Origin of the sequence: Kribbella pratensis (assembly GCF_004366075.1) — a bacterium.
GTDB lineage: Bacteria > Actinomycetota > Actinomycetes > Propionibacteriales > Kribbellaceae > Kribbella > Kribbella pratensis.
The window spans coordinates 1,520,106-1,541,786 of record NZ_SODU01000001.1; the positions used below are offsets into that span (position 1 = coordinate 1,520,106).

Annotated in this window: 19 protein-coding genes and 1 riboswitch; of the genes, 15 read left to right on the plus strand and 4 right to left on the minus strand. The window is 68.9% G+C overall.

Annotated features, from left to right (window positions below; genetic code table 11):
- The first annotated feature begins 54 nt into the window (after positions 1 to 54).
- A complete protein-coding gene (sigJ, locus tag EV137_RS07285; protein WP_202870832.1) occupies positions 55 to 912 on the plus strand; it encodes an RNA polymerase sigma factor SigJ in 858 nt (285 codons plus the stop codon).
- Here the strand turns inward: sigJ and EV137_RS07290 are convergent.
- Entirely contained in the window at positions 886 to 1,782 is an 897-nt protein-coding gene (locus EV137_RS07290; protein WP_238175145.1) for a diacylglycerol/lipid kinase family protein, read from the minus strand. The two genes, sigJ and EV137_RS07290, sit on opposite strands and share 27 nt — an antisense overlap.
- A 37-nt stretch (positions 1,783 to 1,819) precedes the next feature.
- Here EV137_RS07290 and EV137_RS07295 point away from each other — a divergent pair, with 37 nt between their 5' ends.
- From EV137_RS07295 to EV137_RS07345, 11 genes are all read left to right on the plus strand, one after another.
- Entirely contained in the window at positions 1,820 to 3,220 is a 1,401-nt protein-coding gene (locus tag EV137_RS07295; protein ID WP_238175146.1) for a serine hydrolase domain-containing protein, read from the plus strand.
- Positions 3,221 to 3,291: 71 nt separating this feature from the next.
- Positions 3,292 to 4,230, plus strand: a complete 939-nt coding sequence (locus EV137_RS07300) for an NAD-dependent epimerase/dehydratase family protein (RefSeq protein ID WP_134127335.1) — start codon at positions 3,292 to 3,294, stop codon at positions 4,228 to 4,230.
- 97 nt (positions 4,231 to 4,327) lie between these two features.
- Positions 4,328 to 4,460, plus strand: a riboswitch (guanidine-I (ykkC/yxkD leader).
- Between the two features lie 56 nt (positions 4,461 to 4,516).
- On the plus strand, positions 4,517 to 6,100 hold the full coding sequence (locus tag EV137_RS07305; protein ID WP_134127337.1) for an amino acid permease: 1,584 nt from the start codon (positions 4,517 to 4,519) through the stop codon (positions 6,098 to 6,100).
- Positions 6,097 to 6,750: a DUF1989 domain-containing protein gene (locus tag EV137_RS07310; RefSeq protein ID WP_134127339.1), complete on the plus strand. Its 654-nt coding sequence runs from the start codon at positions 6,097 to 6,099 to the stop codon at positions 6,748 to 6,750. The genes EV137_RS07305 and EV137_RS07310 overlap by 4 nt, the downstream gene beginning before the upstream one ends.
- Positions 6,747 to 7,382 carry an urea amidolyase associated protein UAAP2 gene (locus EV137_RS07315; protein WP_134127341.1) on the plus strand — a complete coding sequence of 212 codons (636 nt, stop codon included), beginning with the start codon at positions 6,747 to 6,749 and terminating at the stop codon, positions 7,380 to 7,382. The genes EV137_RS07310 and EV137_RS07315 overlap by 4 nt, the downstream gene beginning before the upstream one ends.
- A gap of 2 nt (positions 7,383 to 7,384) precedes the next feature.
- Entirely contained in the window at positions 7,385 to 9,337 is a 1,953-nt protein-coding gene (locus tag EV137_RS40980) for a 5-oxoprolinase/urea amidolyase family protein (protein ID WP_134127343.1), read from the plus strand.
- A complete protein-coding gene (atzF, locus tag EV137_RS07325) occupies positions 9,334 to 10,917 on the plus strand; it encodes an allophanate hydrolase (protein WP_134127345.1) in 1,584 nt (527 codons plus the stop codon). Before EV137_RS40980 ends, atzF begins: the two co-directional genes overlap by 4 nt.
- Before the next feature lie 17 nt (positions 10,918 to 10,934).
- The gene (locus EV137_RS07330; RefSeq protein ID WP_134127347.1) at positions 10,935 to 12,119 is read left to right on the plus strand and encodes a M20 family metallopeptidase; all 1,185 of its coding nucleotides are present in this window, start codon (positions 10,935 to 10,937) and stop codon (positions 12,117 to 12,119) included.
- A complete protein-coding gene (locus EV137_RS07335; protein WP_134127349.1) occupies positions 12,116 to 13,279 on the plus strand; it encodes an amidohydrolase family protein in 1,164 nt (387 codons plus the stop codon). The genes EV137_RS07330 and EV137_RS07335 overlap by 4 nt, the downstream gene beginning before the upstream one ends.
- A gap of 33 nt (positions 13,280 to 13,312) precedes the next feature.
- Positions 13,313 to 14,701: an amidase family protein gene (locus EV137_RS07340; protein WP_134127351.1), complete on the plus strand. Its 1,389-nt coding sequence runs from the start codon at positions 13,313 to 13,315 to the stop codon at positions 14,699 to 14,701.
- A gap of 8 nt (positions 14,702 to 14,709) precedes the next feature.
- Positions 14,710 to 15,522 (plus strand): MerR family transcriptional regulator, encoded by an 813-nt coding sequence (locus EV137_RS07345; RefSeq protein ID WP_134127353.1) that lies wholly within the window; start codon positions 14,710 to 14,712, stop codon positions 15,520 to 15,522.
- Here EV137_RS07345 and EV137_RS07350 read toward each other — a convergent pair.
- Genes EV137_RS07350 through EV137_RS07360 form a run of 3 tightly spaced genes read right to left on the minus strand, consistent with a single transcriptional unit; the run spans position 15,509 to position 18,374 of the window.
- Positions 15,509 to 16,003: a DUF3830 family protein gene (locus EV137_RS07350; protein WP_134127355.1), complete on the minus strand. Its 495-nt coding sequence runs from the start codon at positions 16,001 to 16,003 to the stop codon at positions 15,509 to 15,511. The genes EV137_RS07345 and EV137_RS07350 overlap by 14 nt on opposite strands.
- Complete coding sequence (locus EV137_RS07355; protein WP_133999050.1) at positions 16,000 to 17,385, minus strand: amidase; 1,386 nt, start codon at positions 17,383 to 17,385, stop codon at positions 16,000 to 16,002. The genes EV137_RS07350 and EV137_RS07355 overlap by 4 nt, the downstream gene beginning before the upstream one ends.
- Positions 17,382 to 18,374 (minus strand): D-2-hydroxyacid dehydrogenase, encoded by a 993-nt coding sequence (locus EV137_RS07360; protein ID WP_238175147.1) that lies wholly within the window; start codon positions 18,372 to 18,374, stop codon positions 17,382 to 17,384. Before EV137_RS07360 ends, EV137_RS07355 begins: the two co-directional genes overlap by 4 nt.
- A gap of 67 nt (positions 18,375 to 18,441) precedes the next feature.
- On the opposite strand from EV137_RS07360, the gene EV137_RS07365 reads away from it, so the two are divergent.
- From EV137_RS07365 to EV137_RS07375, 3 genes are read left to right on the plus strand one after another with little or no spacing between them, the layout of a single operon-like run.
- Complete coding sequence (locus EV137_RS07365; RefSeq protein WP_202870833.1) at positions 18,442 to 19,197, plus strand: maleate cis-trans isomerase family protein; 756 nt, start codon at positions 18,442 to 18,444, stop codon at positions 19,195 to 19,197.
- A 26-nt stretch (positions 19,198 to 19,223) separates the two neighbouring features.
- Entirely contained in the window at positions 19,224 to 20,378 is a 1,155-nt protein-coding gene (locus EV137_RS07370) for a M24 family metallopeptidase (RefSeq protein ID WP_238175148.1), read from the plus strand.
- 4 nt (positions 20,379 to 20,382) lie between these two features.
- Positions 20,383 to 21,570 carry an aminotransferase-like domain-containing protein gene (locus EV137_RS07375; RefSeq protein WP_134127359.1) on the plus strand — a complete coding sequence of 396 codons (1,188 nt, stop codon included), beginning with the start codon at positions 20,383 to 20,385 and terminating at the stop codon, positions 21,568 to 21,570.
- Positions 21,571 to 21,681 lie beyond the last annotated feature (111 nt).

Consider the following 21,681-nt stretch of genomic DNA (forward strand, 5'->3'; position numbering starts at 1 on the left):
CAGTGCTGTGACACTGTCACTGGAAGGCGTCCCCGATCGTCTGTGATGGGTGTGATGGAGGAACTCAGGCCGCTGCTGCTGTCGATCGCGTACCGGATGCTGGGCACGTTCGGGGACGCGGAGGACGTCGTACAAGAGGCGTACCTGCGGTTGCACCGGGAGCCGGAGGTCACTTCACCGAAGGCGTTCCTGACCACGGTGACGACCCGCCTGGCGATCGACCAACTGCGCTCGGCGCGGCGGCAGCGGGAAGAGTACTTCGGACCGTGGCTGCCGGAGCCGGCCGTCGACGAGTACGTCGATCTCGCGGACCGCGCCGCGCTCTCGGACTCGCTGTCCACCGCGTTCCTCGTCGTCCTCGAACGGCTCACCCCCGACCAGCGCGCCGTCTTCCTGCTGGGTGACGTGTTCGGCTACTCGTACGACGACCTCGCCGGCATCCTCGGCAAGACGCCGGCCAACTGCCGCCAGCTCGCCGTCCGCGCCCGCCGTCGGATTGCCGACAATCGACCACGCTTCGACCCGTCCCCCCGCGAACGCGACGAGCTGGTACGACGGTTCGTCGCGGCCGCCGAGGACGGTGAGCTGGAGGCGCTCGTCGCCGTACTCACCCCGGACGCGACCTTCACCGGCGACGGTGGCGGCAAGGGCGGCTTCCCCCGCCCGGTGCACGGCGCCGGCAACGTGGCCCGGATGCTCATCGGCGTCTTCGGCAAGTTCCGTCAACTGTCCACCGAGGCGGTGCATGTCGGCGGACAGCCCGCGCTGCGGATCCACGACCGGTCGAACCGCACCGTCGCGGTCTGGTCGTTCACCATCGCCGAAGGCCGGATCACCGCGATCCATGGCATCGTGAACCCCGAGAAGCTGACCCACCTCCAGCCGTCAGGGCACCCGGACGACCAGGGCTGACGCGTCGACCTCAGCGGTAAGCGACGTGCCGCCGGAAACGGTGTCGCCATCGAGCTGGCGCCGTACCGTGCGCTCCGCCCGGACCTGGATGCGACAGCCGGTGAAGCGCTGCAGGTGTTCCTCCCGCCAGGACTTGATCACGACGCCGAGCACGAGCCGCGGCCAATGACTGACCCGGCGCGGGGCGAGGAGCACCGCGTCGATCCGCCCGTCGTCGGGGATCGCGTCCGGCAGCAGCGGGATGTTCGCCTGCAGTGTGCCGACGTTGCCGATCACCACGGTGCGCGCGCGGCGGCGTACCGGGGGCTGGTCGTCGACGGTGATCTCGACCTGGACGGACGGATGGTTCAGGTTCTTCAGCATCGACACCACATAGGCTGCCCAGCCGGCCCGCTTCTTCAGGTCGTCGGGGGCATCCGCGATGATCGCGGCATCCAGCCCGAGGCCCGCCATCACCACGAAGCGGTCGGTCGACAGCTGATCTCCTTCGACCAGCACGCTGTCGATCCGCCGGTCCGAGCCGTCGAGCACCTCGGCCAGCGCTGTCTCGAGCTCGAGCGAGATCCCGAGGTTGCGGGCGAGCAGGTTCCCGGTCCCGGCCGGCAGCACCCCCACCGGGATCCCCGTCCGGGCGAGCTCGGCGCACACCACCCGCACGGTCCCGTCGCCACCGGCCACCAGCACCAGATCGACCACGTCGTCGATCGCGCGCCGGGCCATCGTCACGCCGGCGTCGTCCTCGGTCGTCTCGAGCCAGAGCGGATCCTCGAACCCCCGCTCGGCCAGCGCCTTCTCGACGGTACGCCGGAAGTCGTCGCCGTCGACCTTCACCGGGTTCACGATGACGGCTGCCCGCCTGGCAGAACTCACCTGATCTTTGTCCGTTCGAAGAGATAACGTGCTGAGAATGAGCAGACTTCCACGGAGTACGCCAGAAGCCCAGGGGCTGTCCACCGCCGCACTCGGCAGTTTCGTCGCAGCGCTGGACGCCGGGCAGCCGGAGATCCAGACCGTGATGCTGGTGCGGCACGGACACGTGGTGCTGGAGGAGGCGTGGGCGCCGTACCGGCTGGAGGACCGGCACCTGCTGTTCTCGGTGTCGAAGAGTTTCACGTCGACCGGCATCGGACTGGCGATCGACGCCGGGCTGTTGTCGCTGGACGACCAGGTGATCTCGTTCTTCGACGCGGACGACCTGCCCGAGACGGTCAGCGACAACCTGGCCGCGATGAAGGTCCGGCACCTGCTCACGATGACGACCGGGCACTCGAAGGACACCGTCGAGGCGCTCAGCCGGGATCGCCGGATGGTCAAGATCTTCCTCGGACTCGAGGTGCAGCACGAGCCGGGCACCGTGTTCGTGTACAACAGCGGCGCGACGTACATGCTGTCGGCGATCCTGCAGCGGCTCACCGGTGCGAACCTGCTCGACTACCTGCGACCTCGGCTGTTCGAGCCGCTCGGCGCCACCGAGGCGACCTGGCAGGTGTCGAAGGAAGGCATCGTCGTCGGCGGCTGGGGCCTGAGCCTCAACACCGAGTCCCTGGCGTGCTTCGGGCAGCTCTTGCTCCAGCACGGCGAGTGGAACGGCAAGCCACTCGTCCCGGCCGAGTGGTTCGAGGCGGCCACCTCGAAGCAGGTCCCCAACGACAACGAGGAGAACCCGGACTGGAAACAGGGCTACGGCTTCCAGTTCTGGCGCGGCCGCCACAACACGTACCGCGGCGACGGCGCGTTCGGGCAGTTCATCCTGGTCTTCCCGGAGTACGACGCGGTGCTCATCACCACGAGCGCGACCAGCGACATGCAGGCGATCCTCAACACCGCCTGGGACTACCTGCTGCCGGCCCTTGAGGGCAAGGAGGTCCCCGCGACGCAACGCCCGGAGCGGCTCGAGCTTGCGCCGCCGAGCGGTCCCGCACCCGCGCCGGGCAACGGGCAGACGTACCGCTTCGCGGCGGACAACCCGACCGGCCTGACCGCCGTACGGCTCGACCCCGACGGCACCGGCACGTTCAGCTTCCGTGACTTCAGCAACGGGAGTCAGCACGAGGTCGTCTGCGCGCCGGGCGGGTGGCGCGAGCAGACTGCCCACGGCACGGTCGACGACGCGAGCCCCGAGATCGGCGAGCGTCTGGTGACCAGTGCGTACGGTGACGGCAACGCATTCGTCGCGGCCTTCCGGTGGGTCGAGTCCCCGTTCGCCGCAACGATCAGCTGCCAGGTCGACGGCGACACGATGACCGTCGACGGTCAGCTCAACGTCTCCTTCGGACCGACCGAGTTCAGGCTGACTTCGGAGAAGTGATTCACGTCACGTCACAAAGCCGGGACCGGCGCGTGTCCTCCGGGTCGTAATCACGGACGACGGAGGACGACATGAAGGTTTTGGTGGCAGGCGCGACCGGCGGACTGGGCCGGTCACTGGTACCGCAGCTGCTCGCGGCCGGACACGAGGTGACCGGGATGACCCGGTCCGAGTCCGGTGCGGCCGAGGTGCGGTCGTTCGGTGCGGACGCCGTACTCGCGGACGGCCTGGATGCCGCCGCGGTACGCGCCGCGGTGGAGTCGGTCCGCCCGGAGGTCGTCGTACACCAGATGACGGCGCTCAAGGGCGGCATCGACTTCAAGCACTTCGACGACAGCTTCGCGATGACGAACCGGCTGCGCACCGAAGGCACCGACAATCTGCTCGCGGCGTCCCAGGCGGCCGGCGTACGACGGTTCGTCGTCCAGTCGTACGCCGGCTGGAACCTCGAGCACGGCGGATCCGCCGCGAAGACCGAGGCAGACCCGCTCGACCCGAACCCGGTGCCCGCCCAGCGGCAGACGATGGCCGGGATCAAGCACCTCGAGTCGGCAGCCCTGAACACCGAAGGGATCGAGGGCGTCGCGTTGCGGTACGCGAACTTCTACGGCCCGACCGGCGACATCGGCAAGGGCGGGTCGATGGTCGAGATGATCCAGAAGCGCCGGCTCCCGCTGATCGGCGACGGCACCGGGGTCTGGTCCTTCATCCACTACGACGACGCGGCCGCGGCGACGGTGAAGGCGATCGAGAGCGACGTCACCGGCGTGTTCCAGGTCGCGGACGACGACCCGGCGCAGGCGGCGGTCTGGCTGCCCGAGTTCGCCAGGATCCTCGGTGCGAAAGCGCCGCGACGCGTCCCGACCTGGCTCGGCCGCCTCGCCGCCGGCGACGTCGGTGTGGCCGCCTTCACCGAGATCCGCGGCGCCGACAACACCCTCGCCAAGAAGACCTTCGACTGGCAGCCCGGCTATGCGTCATGGCGCGAAGGTTTCCGCCACGGGCTCTGAGGCGGAACTGGTGAGAGGATTCGTTTACTTCGCTGTTACACACCAGGACGGCTGCCGAAACCGGCTCGTCCTGAACTGGAACAGACCCGCCGGGACGGCGGGGCGCCCCTAGGGTTCCGCTGCTGGTCGATCTGACGGCAGGACTGGTCCGAGAGGGGAGGCGGTGCAGTCACTGTCGTTGAGGCAATCGTGACCGCACCGCTCCACGGCGGGACAAAAGCCCGGGAGGCCTTGATGGCCCCGGGCTGCCGTGCGCGTTCCTGGGCCCGATGCAGCGGAGGCCCGAATGCCAGGATCCAGCACAGCACCCACGGAAACTCTCAGCAGCGATCAGCTCGGCGCACGCGATCTCGGCCACTTCGGCTACGCGCAGCAGCTCTCGCGCCGCGTCGGCAGCTACGCGTCGTTCGCGGCCGGTTTCTCGTTCGTCTCCATCCTCACCACTGTGTTCCAGCTGTTCGGTCTGGGCTTCGGCTTCGGCGGTACGACGTTCTTCTGGACCTGGCCGGTCGTTCTCACCGGTCAGCTGATGGTGGCGTTGTGCTTCGCCGAGCTCGCCGCCCGGTACCCCTTGTCCGGAGCGATCTACCAGTGGGCCCGTCGTCTCGGCGGTGCTGTCGTCGGGTGGTTCGCGGGCTGGACCATGGTGATCGCGCAGATCATCACGCTGGCCACGGCGGCGATCGCGCTGCAGGTCGTGCTGCCCGCGGTCTGGCCCGGTTTCCAGCTGGTCGGCAGCGATCCCGCTCTCGCGTCGAAGGACGGCGCCGCGAACGCCATACTTCTCGGCTGCCTGCTGCTCGTTGCCACCACTGCGCTCAACGCCACCAGCGTCCGCATCACCGCGGTCGTGAACTCGGTCGGCGTGACCTGCGAACTGGTCGGCGTCCTGTTGATCGTTGTTTTGTTGACAACCAGAGCCGAGCGCGGTCCGTCGGTCGTACTGCACACGACGAATCTCGACAGCAGCACCGGGTACGTCGTACCGCTGCTGATCTCGGCGTTGATGGCGGCGTACGTGCTGGTCGGGTTCGACAGCGCGGGCGAGTTGTCGGAGGAGACGCACAAGCCGCGCGCGACGACGCCACGGACGATCATCCGGGCGGTCACCGCCTCGGGAATCGGCGGCGCCTTCCTGATCGTCGCGGCACTGATGGCCGCGCCGTCACTGACCGACGGAGATCTCGCCACCCAGGGCCTCCCCTACGTGCTGACGAGCCGGCTCGGTACGACGGCCGGCAAGCTGCTGCTCCTCGACGTCGCGCTCGCGGTCTGCGTGTGCACGCTGGCGATCCAGACCGCGGCGGCCCGGATGATCTTCTCGATGGCACGCGACAACGTGCTGCCGGGATCGCGGCAGCTGCGCAAGGTGTCCACGCGGACCGGCACGCCGGTCGCTGCGACCGTGGTGCCCGGTGTTCTTGCCGGTGTCTGCCTCGTGGTGAACGTTGGGAACGCGGGGCTGTTCCTGGGTCTTGCCAGCGTCTGCATCATGCTGCTGTACGTCGCCTATCTGATGGTCACGACGCCTCTGCTGGTACGTCGTTTGACCGGCAGCGGACTGCCCGGCGGAGTGGACGAGAACGGACGGCCGCTGTTCTCACTCGGACGGTTTGGTCTGATTGTCAACATTGTTGCGGTCGCCTACGGCCTCGCGATGGCGATCAACCTCGGCTGGCCACGCGCCGAGGTGTACGACCCGGCCGGTGACGGCTGGTATCTGCAGTACCTCCCGCTGATCACCCTCGGGGTGGTCGCCGTCGGCGGTCTCCTCGCCTACCGGACCCAGCGCACCGCCTACTACGCCTCGATCGGCGTACCCGTGCCCACCACCGCACCGGCCGTCGAAGCAGAAGGGGCCAGCGCATGACTCTCGATCATGAGCACGAGCTTCCGGGCGCCGCCGCGTGGTCGGCGCCGGTGCGGGCGGGGCGCACCGTAACGCTGACCGCTCTGGCCGACGGTGCGAACGCGACGATGCTGATCATCGGCGCCGACCGTCTCGATCGGCTCAACATCCCGGACACGTTGAAATCGCAGATGTCGGCCCGCATCAAGCCAGGCATGGTCCTGATGTCGGATCGCGGCCTGGCGCTGGCAACCGTCACCGCCTCCAGCCTTGACTGGCACGACTGCCTGACCGGAGCTCTCCCCGACCAACTCCTCCTCCTCGAACTCACCAAACACGGATTCGGCGAGGCGGACCTGCACGCCTGCATCAACTTCTTCAGCAAGGTCTCCGTCGCAGACGACCCACGCGCCTCCCTGACGTACGTACCCGACCACGGCCACGCAGGTGACACAGTCACGCTCCGGGCCGACCAGGACCTCCTCATCTTCGTCTCGACCGCCCCCCATGCGCTGTCCGACGGCCGCGCCGCGAGCGTCGCCGTACGGCTCGAAACACCTGATCACTCCGAAGATCACACAGGAGGTCACACCGGAGATCCCGCACCGGATCCCGAACTCCGCGAGGAAGCGATCCGCGCGCTGCGCCTGACCCGGGAGCTGATCGCGTGACCGTCACCAAAACGACCGCTTCGACCTCAACGGCCGTCGCGCTGGACACCGTGGTCGACGCCGGCGACGGCGCCCTCGTGACAGTGCCATCAGGCGGTCGATTGCAGATTGTCGACCTTCACGGCAACCAGGCCGTGGACACGTTGTTCTACGACGCCCATGACATCGACAACCGGTACTCCGCGTTCGACACGATCCGCGAGCAGCGGGCCGTGTTCCTGACCACCGGATCACGCCTGATGTCGACCAGGCTCGACGAACTCGCGGTGATCACCGACGACACCTGCGGCCGGCACGACACCGTCGGCGGCGCCTGCTCGCAGGAGAGCAACGTCATCCGGTACGGCGAGTCCACGCGGCATCAGCATGCCTGCCGCCAGACGTTCCTGCGCTACGGAGCGCGGGCGGGCATCGGCCAGCGGCAGCTCACCCACAACGTCAACTTCTTCATGAACGTGCCGGTGACGTCGAGCGGCGGCCTCACGTTCGAGGACGGCCTGTCCGCCCCGGGCAAGTACGTCGAGATCACCGCGAGCCGCGACCTGTTCGTGCTGATCAGCAATTGTCCGCAGGTCAACAATCCTTGTAACGGTTGGGACCCGACGCCGATCCAGCTGCTGGGCCGGTGGTGACGGTGGCCGTCGTCACAGTTGTTGCCCCAGGCATCCAAACGACGGTGCAGGACCTGGCCGGGCGGCCGGGCCTGTGGGACGTCGGCGTACCGCCGTCCGGGGCTGCCGACGAACTCACGTTCGCCCTGGTCAACGCCGCGGTCGGCAACCCGGACAGTGCGGCCGGGCTGGAGTGCGTACTCACCGGACCGGCTCTCACCTGCGACGAGGATCGGCTGATCTGCGTCGGAGGCGCAGTCCGCAATCCGACTGTCGACAATCTGCCGTTCCGACCGGGGATGGTCGTCCGCTGGCCGGCCGGATCGGTGCTGGACGTCGGGCCGCTCGACGGTCCCGGAATGCGCGGATATGTGGCGATCCAGGGCGGGCTGGATGTGCCACGAGTGCTGGGCAGCCGATCCACGTTCGTTCTCGGCGGCTTCGGTGGTCACGACGGCGGGCCGCTCAAGGCCGGCGATCAGCTTCCGCTGGGTCGGCAGGAGAACCTGCTCACTCCGTTGTCGGTGGAGCTGCCAACGATCTCCGACTCCTGGCAGGTGCGCGTGATCCCCGGCCCTCACGGGGCACCGGAGCATCTCACCGCCGAAGGTGTCGACATGTTCTTTGCCAACGAGTGGATTGTCGACCATCGGTCCGACCGCACCGGCGTCCGGCTGATCGGCCCGAACCCCGGCTGGGCCCGGACCGACGGCGGCGAGGCCGGGCTGCATCCGTCGAACGTGCACGACTCCGCCTACCCGGTCGGCGGCATCATGCTGTCCGGCGACACCCCCGTCATCGTCGGCAAGGACGGACCGTCGCTCGGCGGTTTCGTCGTACCCGCCGTGGTGATCGAGGCCGACCGATGGATGCTCGGCCAGCTAGGCGCGGGCGACTCCGTTCGCCTTGTCCCCGTGACCCCCGACGCGGCTGCCGAAGCGATCCAGGCTCGGAGGCGCTGGCTGACCGATCTCCGGCAGGAGCCCACCCCCGTCCCCGTCGCGATCGGTACGCCGGATCGCCCGAAGCTCCTGCACCACGGCGCGCAGGCCGGCACGGCACCGTCGTACACGATCAGGTGCGCAGGCGAGCGGCACGTGCTGGTCGAGGCAGGGCCGGCCGAGCTCGACCTCACGGTCCGGGTCTGGATCCACCTGCTGGCCGAGGCCCTGCGGGACGATCGACCGACCGGGATCACGGAGATCGTCGAGGGCGTGCGATCGCTGCTCGTCGCGGTCGACTCGGCCCGGCTTGCGCTCACCGAACTCGCGGAGCGGCTCGCGTTCCTGGCCGCCGGCCTGGGCGATCCCGAGACCGTGGTGCTGCCGGCCCGGGAGGTGGTGCTGCCGATCGCGTTCGATCATCCGGCGGCGCACGAGGCGATGCGCCGCTACGCCACATCGGTCCGGCCGGACGCGCCGTGGTGCCCGGACAACGTCGAGTTCATCCGGCGGGTCAACGATCTGGAGACCCGCGACGAGGTCTTCGAGATCGTCCAGGCCGCGACGTACCTGGTGGTCGGTCTCGGCGACGTGTACCTCGGCGCACCGGTCGCCGTACCGGTCGATCCGCGGCACCGGCTCGTCACCACGAAGTACAACCCGGCGCGGACCTGGACGCCGCAGAACGCGGTCGGGATCGGCGGGATCTATCTGTGTGTCTACGGGATGGAGGGTCCCGGCGGGTACCAGCTCGTCGGACGCACCGTCCCGGTCTGGCGGCTCTCCCCCGATGACGCGCAACCTTGGTTGCTGAGGCAGTTCGACCTGATCAGATTCGCGCCGGTGAGCGCGGAGCAACTCGCGCACGAACGGGCCGAGATCGCGGCCGGGCGGGCGGATCTGAAGACCGCACCGGCGACGTTCTCGATCGCCGACGTACGCCGGATCGAGCAGGAGGCACCTGTGGACATCGCGACCTTGCGCGCCAGACGCCGCGCCGCGTTCGAGGCCGAGCGGGCACGGTGGGGAGCATGAACAACGAGTGGATCACCCGGGTCGACCCGATCGAGCCGGCGCCCGGACCGTTGCACGGGCTGACGATGGCGCTCAAGGACAACATCGACCTGGCCGGTGTGCCGACGACCGCAGGCGACCCGCGCACGACGGAGCCCGCGAAGGACAACGCGTTCGTGGTCGAGCAGCTGATTGCCGCCGGCGCCGTTCCGCTGGGGAAGACGAACCTGGATCAGTACGCGACCGGTCTGGTCGGCACGCGATCGCCGTACGGCGCGTGTCACTCGGTCTTCTCGCCTGAGCATGTGTCGGGCGGCTCGAGCTCGGGCAGTGCGGTCGCGGTCGCCACCGGGCAGGTCGACTTCGCGCTCGGCACCGACACCGCGGGGAGCGGCCGCGTTCCCGGCGCCTTCAACCGGCTCGTCGGTATCAAGCCGAGCCGTGGCCTGGTCTCCGCGCGCGGCGTCGTACCGGCGTGCCGGTCGCTCGACTGCGTCACGGTGATGGCGCGATCGGTCGCCACCGCGCGGCGCGTCTTCGACGTGATGGTTGCCTTCGACCCCGATGACGCCTGGTCGCGGCGAGCGTCGTCACTCCCCCAGCGCAGGCCGGGCCGGGTTGCCGGGTCGGCGGCGGTGATCGGCGTACCGGATGTCGGGCTGGGTCTGGATCCGGAGTACGAGCAGACGTGGCAGGCGACGCTCGACGAGGCGCATCGGTTGGGCGAGGTGGTCAAGGTCGACGTACAGCCGTTGCTCGAAGCTGCCGAGCTGCTGTACTCCGGACCGTGGCTGGCCGAGCGTTGGCTGGCGTTCGGGGACAAGCTGGACGACTCTGAGGCCGTCGATCCGACCGTACGGACGATCGTGCGGGGCGGAGCGACTCTGACTGCGGCCGCCGCGTTCGCGGGGTTCGACCGGTTGGCGACGCTGAAGCGTGCGAGTGAGCATCTGTGGACGCAGCTCGACGCGCTCCTGCTGCCGGTAACACCCGGGCATCCGACGCTGGCAGAGGTCGCGGCCGATCCGATCGGCGTGAACAGTCGCCTCGGTCGCTTCACGAACATGGTCAACCTGCTCAACCTGTGCGCGGTCGCCTTCCCGGGGCCGGATCGGGCCGATGGTCTGCCGTTCGGGATCCAGCTCCTGGCACCGGCTGGTCACGACCGCTCGCTGATCGACTTGGCGGGTCTTTGGTGTGGTGAGGATGTGCCGGACACCGACATCCTGCTCGCGGTGGCGGGTGCCCATCTGTCCGGCCAGCCACTCAACGATCAGCTGGTACGGCGTGGTGCCCGGCTCGCCTTCACTGCACGGACTGCTGCGTCGTACCGGATGTATCTGGTCGACGGACCGCGTCCCGGGCTGACCCGGACCCTGTCGGGTGTGGAAGGCCCGGGGATCGAGGTCGAGGTGTGGAGCGTGCCCGCCGCCGAGCTCGGTGAATTCGCGGCAACCATCGATCCGCCGTTGGCGATCGGCCCACTCGAACTCTCTGACGGCCAACAGGTCCTCGGCTTCCTGTGTACGGCGGACGCCGCGGACCCCGAGCGTGACATCACGGCATCCGGCGGCTGGCGAGCGTACCTGGCCGGGAACTGAGCCTAAGGTGGGTGGGTATGAGCCTGACGCCCGCCGAACAGAAGGTGCTGGATCGCATCGACGAGGATCTGCTGGTGCAGATCACGCAGGATCTCGTCCGGGCCCCTGGACAGAACCCGCCCGGTGAGGAGGCCGCCACGGTGGCCGCCCTCACCGCGGCGGGTCGACAGCTCGGGCTCGACGTCGGCACATCTGTTGTCGAGCCCGGCCGGGACAACGTCTCGATCACGCTTGCCGGTGGCAACGATCCCGGTCTGCTGCTGCTCGGCCACACCGATGTCGTCCCGGTCGGCGACGGCTGGACGGTCGACCCGTACGGCGGGCTCCTGCGCGACGGCCGGATCTACGGCCGCGGCGCATCCGACATGAAGGGCGGACTCGCCGCGGCTCTCGTCGCACTCGCCGCACTCCGCGGTACCACGCTGAGCGGTCCGGTCGAACTGGCCGCGGTCGTCGACGAGGAAGAGACCGGCAAGGGCATCCGCGCCTACATCGCAGCCGACCAGCACGAGTTCCGGCGGTACGCCGGATGCATCACGGCCGAGCCGACCGACCTGCAGACGATCGTCGCGGCGCGCGGTGACTCGTACCTCCAGGTCGCGGTCCACGGCCGCGCCTCGCACGCCGGCAACCCGGACGGCGGCGCCAACGCGATCTACGGCGCCGCAGCCGTCGTCGCCGAGATCGAACGCCTGCACAAAGAACTCGCCGCCGCGCCCCACCCCCTGCTCGGCCCCGCCACCTGGAGCGTCGGCCAGATCAACGGCGGCACCGGAGGCTCGATCGTTCCCGCCGACTGCGTGATCGTCGCCGACCGTCGGCTGCTTCCCGGTGAGTCCCCCGTCGAGGTACTCGCCGACCTCGACCGCCGGATCGCAGCGCTGCACCTGGAAGATCGCGGCCTGAGCGTCGAGCTCGCGATGCCGATGGAGATGCCCGCCTTCGAAACCCCCGAGGACGCCGACCTGGTCCGCATCACCGAGGCCGCGCGCTTCGACGCCGGCGGACCACCGCTGCCGCTCGCGGGGTGGACCGCAGCCTGCGACGGCGGGTACATCGCCCGAGATCTCGGCGTACCGGTCGTTGTCCTGGGTCCCGGTTCGGTCACCACCCAAGCACATCGCGCGGACGAATCCGTCGCCGTCGCCGAGCTGGTCACGGCAGCACGCGCGTACGCCCTCATCGCACTCCGACTCCTATGAGCGGACGGTTGGTTCTTCGCCACGGGTCGGTGCTCGACGTCAGCTCCGGCGACGTTCATCGAGCCGACGTTGTGGTCGAAGGCGATCGAATCGTCGGGGTCGGGACAGGGCTGGACGGCGACGCCGCGATCGACTGCGAGGGCGGATTGCTGGTTCCCGGGTTCATCGACTGCCACACGCATCTGTGCATCGCGCAGACGCGGATCGACCCGTTCGGACTGCCGCGCTCGGTCCGCCCGCTGTCCGCCGTACCCGTGCTGCGAACCCTCCTGAGCCTCGGCGTCACGACGGTGCGCGACGCGTGGGGCGCGGACGCCGGGGTGCGGATGGCGGTCGAGAAGGGCTGGATCGACGGGCCGCAGGTGCTGCTGAGCCTGCGGCAGGTGGGTACGACGGGTGGCATCGGCGACCTGTGGGCGCCGCGGACCGGGCCGGTCGACTTCTTCGAGGATCCTTCGCTGCCCGATCCGATCTTCAACGGCGCCGACGAGGCTCGGGCCGTCGTACGGCGGATGGTCCGAGCCGGTGCGGATTGGATCAAGGTGACCGTCACCGGTTCGCTGGCGATCGGGAAGGGCCTCACGGATCTCGAGCTGACCGAGGACGAGATGACTGCGCTGGTCGAAGAGGCGCAGCGGCGCGGGGGCCGGCGGGTCATGGTGCACGCGCACGCAGCCCGGGCCGCGGAACTCGCCGCCCGCGCCGGTGCGGGGAGCATCGAGCACGGGACGTACCTCGACGAGGCCGCGGTGGAGGCGATGGCCGAGCACGGGACCTGGTACGTGCCCACCCTCTCCGTCACCCAGTCGGAGCCGACCGCTACACCGGAGGGCGCCGCCGAGGCCCATCTGGAATCCATGCGACTCGCCATCGCCGCGGGCGTGCGTATCGCGATGGGTACCGACAACCCGGTCCGGCCGCACACCGAGGTCCTGTGGGAACTGCGGCATCTCGCTGCCGCCGGACTGGGTGACGCCGGGGCGCTGCGAGCCGCGACGATCGACGCGGCGACGCTGCTGGGGCTCGCGGACGACCGCGGTGAGATTGCGGTGGGCAAGCGGGCAGACCTGGTTCTGCTGCAGGGCGTCGACCTGGACTGCAGCTCACTCTCGACGCGGATCCAACGGGTGTTCCACAACGGAGTCGAAGTCGGGCGTTGACTCTGACACGGTGTCAGACCGTAGACCGGGCGCATGTACACAGCAGGAGAGATCGCGGAGCGGATCCGCACGGGTCAGGTCACGTCGCGTGAGGTGACGGAGGAACTCCTCGCGCGGATCGCAGCTGACACGAAGGTCAACGCGGTGGTCGAGGTCCGGCGCGAGCACGCGCTGGCAGAAGCGGACCGAGCCGACGCTCTACTGGCCGAGCGCGGAGGACTGGTCGAGCGGGCCGGTCTGGTCGGGCGAGCCGGTGTGGTCGGGCGGGATGGCGTGGTCGGGCCGGACAGCTTGGGCGGGCAGGGCGGTTGGGGCGGGCCGTTGCTTGGGGTGCCGGTGACGGTCAAGGACTGTTTCAATGTCGCCGGGATGCGCACCACCTGGGGCAATCCTGCGTTCGCGGAGTACGTCGCGGACCACGACGCGCTTGTCGTCGAGCGACTGCAGCGCGCCGGCGCGATCGTCGTCGGGAAGACCAACGTGCATGCGATGCTCGCGGACTTCGGGCAGACCGCCAACGAGATCTACGGACGAACCAACAACCCCGCCGACCTCGACCGCACCCCTGGCGGATCAAGCGGCGGCGCAGCGGCAGCACTGGCGGCCGACCTCACCTACCTGGAGTACGGCTCCGACCTCGTCGGCTCCATCCGACTCCCAGCTGCATACTGCGGCGTCTACGGACTCAAGCCCACCAACGGCCTGGTCCCGCTGCGCGGTTTCGAGATCCCCGGTACGCCGTACCTCCCGACCGAACTGCCCGTATTGTCAACAATCGGACCACTAGCCCGCTCCGCCGCCGACCTCCGGACCGCACTGCGCGCAACCGCCGGCCCCGAAGCCCCGTACTCGTACAAGCTCCGCCCGCCCCGGCACGACCGTCTCCAGGACTACCGCGTCGGCATCGTCACCGACCACCCGTCGGCGCCTGTCTCGAGCGAGGTCGGCGATGCGCTGTCCGACACGATCGACCGCCTGGCCCGCAGCGGCGCGAAGATTGTCAACAATTGGCCGGACGGAGTGGACGCGAACGAACAGGCGGAGGAGTTCGGCCGCCAGGTCGAACTGTTCTTCGCGCTGCACGGCGACTCGGACAGCGACCTGACCGCCGCAGACGTACGCGACCTCGACCGGCGCCGGATGCAGGCGCGTGCCGGCTGGCAGCAGTACTTCGAGGACGTCGACGTCTTCCTGTGCCCGACGAGCTTCACCGTCGCGTTCCCGCACGGCTCAACCACGATCGACGGGCAACCCTATGAAACACAGGTGTTCTGGATCGCGCACGCATCGCTGACCGGTCATCCCGCGCTCAGCATGCCGATCGGACACACACCAGCGGGGCTGCCGGTCGGCGCCCAGGTGATCGGTCCGTGGCACGAGGACGACACCGCGATCACGTTCGCAGAGCTCCTGGCTGGTTGACTGCCCTCATGTTCGCAATCGGAGAGTTCGCCCGCCACGGCCGGGTGTCGATTCGGATGCTGCGGCACTACGACGCTCTCGGCCTGCTGCGGCCGGCGTACGTCGATCCCGTCACCGGCTACCGCAGCTACACCGCCGGTCAGCTCGCCGACCTGAACCGGATCGTCGCACTCAAGGACCTCGGCTTCTCCCTCGACCAGGTCGGCACGATGATTGTCGACAATCTCAGCCCGGCCGAACTGCGCGCGATGCTCACGATGCGACGCGCACAACTGGAGACCATGCTCGCCGAGAGCTCCGCGCGACTCACACAGGTCGAGTCACGTCTGCGCGGCCTGGAAGCCGACATTCCGATTGCAGACATCGTGGTCAAGGAGCTGCCCGCCGTACGACTGGTCGGCCTCACCGCGTCGGCCGCGAGCTTCACACCCGACGACATCACGCCCGTGGTCCATCCGCTGTGCGCGGAGCTCGGCCGACGGTTGCCGGACGCCGACGTACGGCCGTCCGGTCGGCTGACCTGCCTGTACGCGCAGGAGTTCGAGGACGAGATCGTCGTACGCGCGACGGTTCCGGCCGCGGTCGATGCCGGAGGCAACCTCAACGGACTGGAGGTGATCGACCTGCCCACAACGCAGGCCGCGACGCTGGTACACCGCGGACCGATCGACCAGGTACTGCCTTCCTGGCAGGCGTTGGCGCGCTGGCTCGACGACAACGGCCGACGCGCCGCCGAGCCTGCTCGCGAGCTCTACCTCGACACTCCGGAAGACCCAGAGCAGTGGGTCACCGAGCTGCAGCAGCCGCTCACAACCGACTGAACGACAACGTCTCTCCCCGAGCGCCGCCCATCCAGAGGTCCTGGCAAGCGGCGGCGAACTCGTCGAGATTCTCGGTGATCGCACCGAACACGTTGCCCGGGACCCAGCCCTGATCGCCGTTGATCAGCAGGTTGTTGCGGCCGTAGAACACAGCAAGGTCGACAATCGCACCGGTCGTCCCGGTGCCGGTCGTGTTCTCGTACCCGTACGCCGGATTCCCCAGATCGTCGGAGTCGAACGAGAACCAGCACAGATCCCCCGGGATCGGTGTGACCGTCGTGTTCTCCTTGCCCGGGTCGGGCGCGAACGCCGGCAGCAGCGTGTAGATCTCGTTCCGCGCGTACTTGCCGTGGAACACCGGCGCCGACAGCGGCAGCGCGTCCCACACCGCCGCGCACGTCCGCGGCGCCACCTCGTCGAGCAACTTCGCCACGCAGCTCACGCCGCGCTTGTCCAGGCTGACGGAGATGTGCTTGCTCACTGAGCCTCCAAGGTCGGGGTACGCCGGTGCCAGTCCGTGGCCGCTTGATACGCCTGGCCGACCCGCAATGTCAGCGCGTCGGCATGCCGCGGTGCGACCACCTGCAGTCCCACCGGCAATCCGGCACCGGTGAAGCCGCACGGCACGCTCAGCGCCGGCTGCTGAGTCAGGTTGAACGGATACGTGTACGGCGTCCAGTCGGTCCAGTCCGGCGACGCCGAACCGTCCGGCACGTCCTGGCCGACCGGGAACGCCGTGATCGGCAACGTCGGCGTGACGAGTACGTCGTACCGCTCGTGGAAGCGGCCCATCAGTGTGCCGAGGTCCATCCGGACCGCGGTCGCGTCGAGGAAGTCCGACGCGGAGTACGCCGCCCCGAGCTCCGCGACCCGGCGCAGTCCCGGATCGACGCGATCGTCGACCGTGTACGCCGAGAGCACCTTCGCGGCGCCGGACCACCACAGCACGTTGAACGCGTCGATCGGATCCGCGAACCCCGGATCCACCTCCGTCACCTCGGCGCCCAGACTCTCGAGGACGCCGACCGCGGTCCGGACCAGCGCCTCGACCTCCGGTTGATTGTCAACAAAACCAAGATCTACAGAGAACCCGATCCGCAACCCGGCGATTCCGTCGTCGAGCCCGTCCAGGAACGACCGGCCCGGCGTCGGCATCGCCGACCAGTCCCGCGAGTCGAACCCGGTGACCACGTCGAGCAGCGCCGCCGCGTCGCGCACGGTCCGCGTCATCGGCCCCGCGTGCGACAGCGTCCCGAATGCGCTCGGTGGGAACAACGGGATCAGCCCGTACGTCGGTTTCAGCGCGACCGTACCGGTGAACGCGGCCGGGATCCGGACCGATCCGCCGCCGTCCGTGCCGAGCGACCACACGCCCATCCCGAGTCCGACCGCGGTCGCGGAACCGCCGCTCGAGCCGCCCGACGTCTTCGACGGATCCCACGGGTTGCCCGTGGCGCCGTACGTGTAGGAGTCGGTGACACCCTTCCAGGAGTACTCCGGCGTGGTCGTCTTGCCGAGGAAGACGGCGCCGGTCTCACGCAGCCGGGCGACGGACGGCGCGTCCTCGTCCCACGGCCCGGCCGGGTCGATCATCGTGCTGCCGCGCAGTGTCGGCCATCCTTTTGTCCACAATGCGTCCTTGATGGACGTGGGTACGCCGTCGCCGGGACCGAGTGGCGTGCCGGCGTGCCAGCGGGCTTCCGACTCCTTGGCCGCGGCGAGCGCACCCTCGGCGTCGACGAGCACGAAGGCGTTGACCTGCTCGTCGTACCGCTCGATCGCGTCCAGCGCTTCCTGCGTCGCCTCGACCGGGGACAGCGCGCCGGTGCGGTAGCCCTCGACCAGCTCGGATGCTTGTCTCATCGATCTCCTGTCGGAATGTAGCCAAGCTTCTTGTCGACAATGTTCAGCAGCGGTTCGCCGGCCAGCCAGCGCCGGACGTTCGACGCGAACTGGTCCGCGAGGGTGTCGCGCCAGCCGATCACGTCACCGGACATGTGCGCGGTGACAGTCACGTTCGGCGCGTCCCAGAGCGGATGGTCCGGCGGCAGCGGCTCGTTGTCGAAGACGTCGAGAGTGACCGCAATCCGTCCGTCGTGGACCGCGGCGAGCAGTGCCGTTTCGTCGACAATCGGACCACGGGCAACGTTGACGAGGTGCGCGCCGGGCCGCATCGCGGCCAGGACCGCCCCGTCGACGAGCCCGCGGGTCTCAGCCGTCAAGGGTGCGGCGATCACGACATGGTCGGCCCATCCGGCCTCGGCCTGAAGATTGCTGCTGGCAACAATCTCGCCGAAGTCCGGGTCGTCCCCTCGCGCGACCCGGCCGGCGCCCCGCACCTCCAACCCGGCGGCGCGGAGCAGCCGGGCAGTCTCTCTTCCGATCGCACCGGTCCCGACGACCAGTGCCTTCGCGCCCAGCACACTCCGGGTTTCACGGTGCTGCCAGCGACGGCCGCGCTGCAGATCGAAGCTGCGGAGGCTGTCCTTGGCGTTGGCGATCACCGCACCGAGCACGTACTCGGCGATCGGCCGGTCGAACACACCGTGCGCGTTCGTGACCACGACTGCGGAGTCCCGCAGTTCGTCGAAGAGCAGTGTGTCGACACCGGCCGCGGTCACATGGATCCACTCGAGCGCGTCGGCGTCCGCCCAGACGTCCCGGACCGCCGTCGAGAAGAAGTCCCAGAGCATCAGGGCCCGCGCACCCCGAACCGCCTCGCGCAGTCCGTCCGCGGCGCAGTACCGGAAGTCGGCCGGCAGCCCGTCAAGACCCGGCGGCCGATCGGTCGCTCGCTCGCAGAGCACCGCGATCACAGGTCGCTCGGCGCTTGCTGGCGGGGAGGCTGGCACGTCATCGAGGCTAGGAACTCGCTAGTAGGATTGTCAACAATCTCCTGATGGCCGCACACTGACTCGCATGAGCACGCGTCCCTCCACCCATCCGCTGCCGGCGGCGGTGCCTCCACTGCTGCAGACCGGTATCGGTGTCGTCGCGCCGTACGACTTCGCGCTCGACCGCGAGCTGTGGCGCTGGGCGCCCGACGACGTCACGCTGCACGTCACACGGACGCCGTACGCACCGCTGGCCGCGACCGTCGAGATGGCAGTACATATCTCGGATCCGGAACTCATCGCGCGGACGACGTACGACGTACTCGCGGTCGCCCCGCTCGCGGTCGCGTACGCGTGCACGTTCGGCAGTTTTGTCGGCGGGTTGACCGGCGAGCTGGCGCTGGTGGACGCGATGGTCGGCGCCGGAGCGCCGGCCGCGGTGACCACGAGCGGCGCTTTGCTGCTCGCACTGCGCCGGCTCGGGGTCAACCGGATCGCGACGGTCACGCCGTACACGAACGACCTGACCGCGGGGCTGACCGCCTTCCTCGCGCAGGCCGGGATCGAGGTGGTCGCGACCGCCGGGCTCGGCCTGATCGCGCAGATCTGGGCCGTCCCCTACGAGACGACCGTGGAGCTGGTCCGCAGCGTCGACAGCGACATGGTCGAGGCGATCTTCATCAGCTGCACGAACCTGCCGACGTACGACGTGATCGCCGGGCTGGAGGCCGCGCTCGGCAAGCCGGTCCTGACCGCGAACCAGGTCACGATGTGGTCCGTGCTCGAGCTCGCCGGGCATACCGCGATCGGTCCGGGGCAGCGATTGCTGAACGTCCGATGAACGAGCCTGCGAGGAACGAGCCTGCGTTGAATGAGTACGGCGCCCGGCTGGCGAGGGTTCGCGCCGTACTGGCCGAGCGTGGTCTGGGCGCGCTCGTGGTCAGCGATCCCGCGAACATCTTCTACCTGACCGGGTACGACGCCTGGTCGTTCTACACGCCGCAGTGCCTGCTGGTACCGGCCGAGGGCGAGGTGCGGCTGTTCGCGAGGGCGATGGACGCGGCCGGAGCGTCGTACACCTGCAACCTGCGCGCGGACCAGATCCACGGATATCCCGAGCAGCTGGTCCACCGGCCGGACGTCCATCCGTACGACTGGATCGCGAACGTCTGTCACGAGCTGATCCCGGCCGGCGCCGACGTCGCGGTCGAGAGCGACGCGCACTACTTCACCGCGCGCAGCTACCTTGCCCTCAGCAACGGACTGCCCGGGCGCCGGCTGGTCGACTCCGCCGAGCTGGTGAACTGGATCCGGCTGGTCAAGTCGCCGTACGAGATCGGCCAGTTGCGGATCGCCGGCCGGATCGCCGAGCAGGCGATGCGGACCGCGCTCGACCGGCTGCAGCCGGGTCGGCGGCAGTGCGACGTGGCCGCGGAGATCCTCGCCGCGCAGACGATCGGCACGCCCGAGCACGGCGGTGAGTACCCGGCGATCGTGCCGATGCTGCCGACCGGTGCCGCCGCCGGTACGCCGCACCTCACCTGGAGCGATCGTCCGTTTGTCGACAACGAGGCAACCACGATCGAGCTGGCCGGCGTGTACGGCCGGTACCACGCCCCGCTCGCCCGCACCGTGATGCTCGGCGACCCGCCGCGACGCCTCCGCGAGACCGCGAAGATCGTTGCTGACGGCATGCAGGCCGCCTTGTCGGCAATCCGACCAGGTGTCACCGGCGGCGCCGTGCACGCGGCATTCAACGACGTGATCGCCGCGCACAGTCTGGTGAAGGAGTCCCGGATCGGGTACTCGATCGGTATCGGGTACCCGCCCGACTGGGGTGAACGCACCGTCAGCCTGCGTGCCGAGGAGACCACCGTGCTGACCGCGGGAATGGCGTTCCACCTCATCCTCGGGATGTGGATGGACGGCTGGGGCTACGAGCTGTCCGAGCCCGTGGTGGTCGCCGCCGGCGGAGTGGAGCGACTGACCGGTCTGTCCCACGAACTGACGATCAGGAGGTAGTCCCTTGCCAGCACTCCCGTACGCTGCACGCGCCGCCGGACTGGTGGGTTCGGTGATCGACTCGAGTACGTCGTTGCTGCACAGGCAGACGCACGACATCGTCCGTTTCGCGATGGGATCACCCGCGGCTGAAGCGGTACCGGCGCAGATCCTGTCCGCGATCGCGGCCGACGAGCTGAGCCGGCCGTCCAGCTACGACTACGCGGCGACCGAGGGCGACCCGCCGCTGCACGCGGCGCTGCTCGAGATGCTGCACGGGACCAGTGACGAGACGACTGCCGAGCGCCTCACGATCACGGCCGGTGGCATGCAGGGTCTCGACCTGTTCTGCAAGATCTTCGTCGACCCGGGCGATCTGGTGGTCGTCGAGTCGCCGACGTACACGAACGGCAGTGCGACTGCACTCTCGTACGGCGCGGAGCTTCTCGAGGTTCCGGTCGACGACGACGGCATGATTGTCGACGATCTACCGCGGTTGCTGGACGGGCGGCGGCCGAAAGCGATCTACACGATCCCGACCTTCCAGAATCCGTCGGGTGCGACGCTCTCCCTCGAACGACGGCACCGCCTGCTGGAGCTGGCCCGATCGTGGGGTTCGATGGTGATCGACGACGACCCGTACGGTCTGCTCCGGTTCGCGGGCGCACCGCTCCCGACGCTGCGCGAGCTCGGCGCAGGCGATCCGCTGGTCTTCGCCGTACGGACGTTCTCGAAGATCGTCGCGCCCGGTCTGCGCGTCGGTTGGGTTGATGCGGATCCCGAACTGCAGCAGCTGCTGATCAACGCTAAACAGGCGATGGACACCTGCACGAATCTTCCGGCGCAGCGGCTGCTCACCGGGTTCCTGACCGGCGGGCATCTCGAGGAACATCTCGTTCGGCAGCGAGCGGCGTACAAACAGCGCAAGGAGGCGATGCGTGCCGCGCTGACGGAGAACTTCGGCGACATCGCGCACTGGACCGATCCGGAAGGCGGCTTCTTCCTCTGGGTCACGCTGGACAACGGCGTCAATGCCGAAGAACTGTTCGAGCTCGCGCTGGCCGAAGGCGTCGCATTCATCCCCGGCCCGGCCTTCTCCCCCACCGCCCGCTTCCAGAACGCCTTCCGCCTCTGCTTCGCCTCCACGCCCCCAGCCCGCATCCACGAAGGCATCACCCGCCTCCGCCGAGCCACCGACAAACTAGCCCTCTGACCAGCCCCCGCCCGACCACCCAGCGCGCACGGAGGCGGGGATATCGCTTGGTGTGCTGGGTTCTCTGCTCGTACACCAGTAGAGAACCCAACACAGCAAGGGATATCCGTT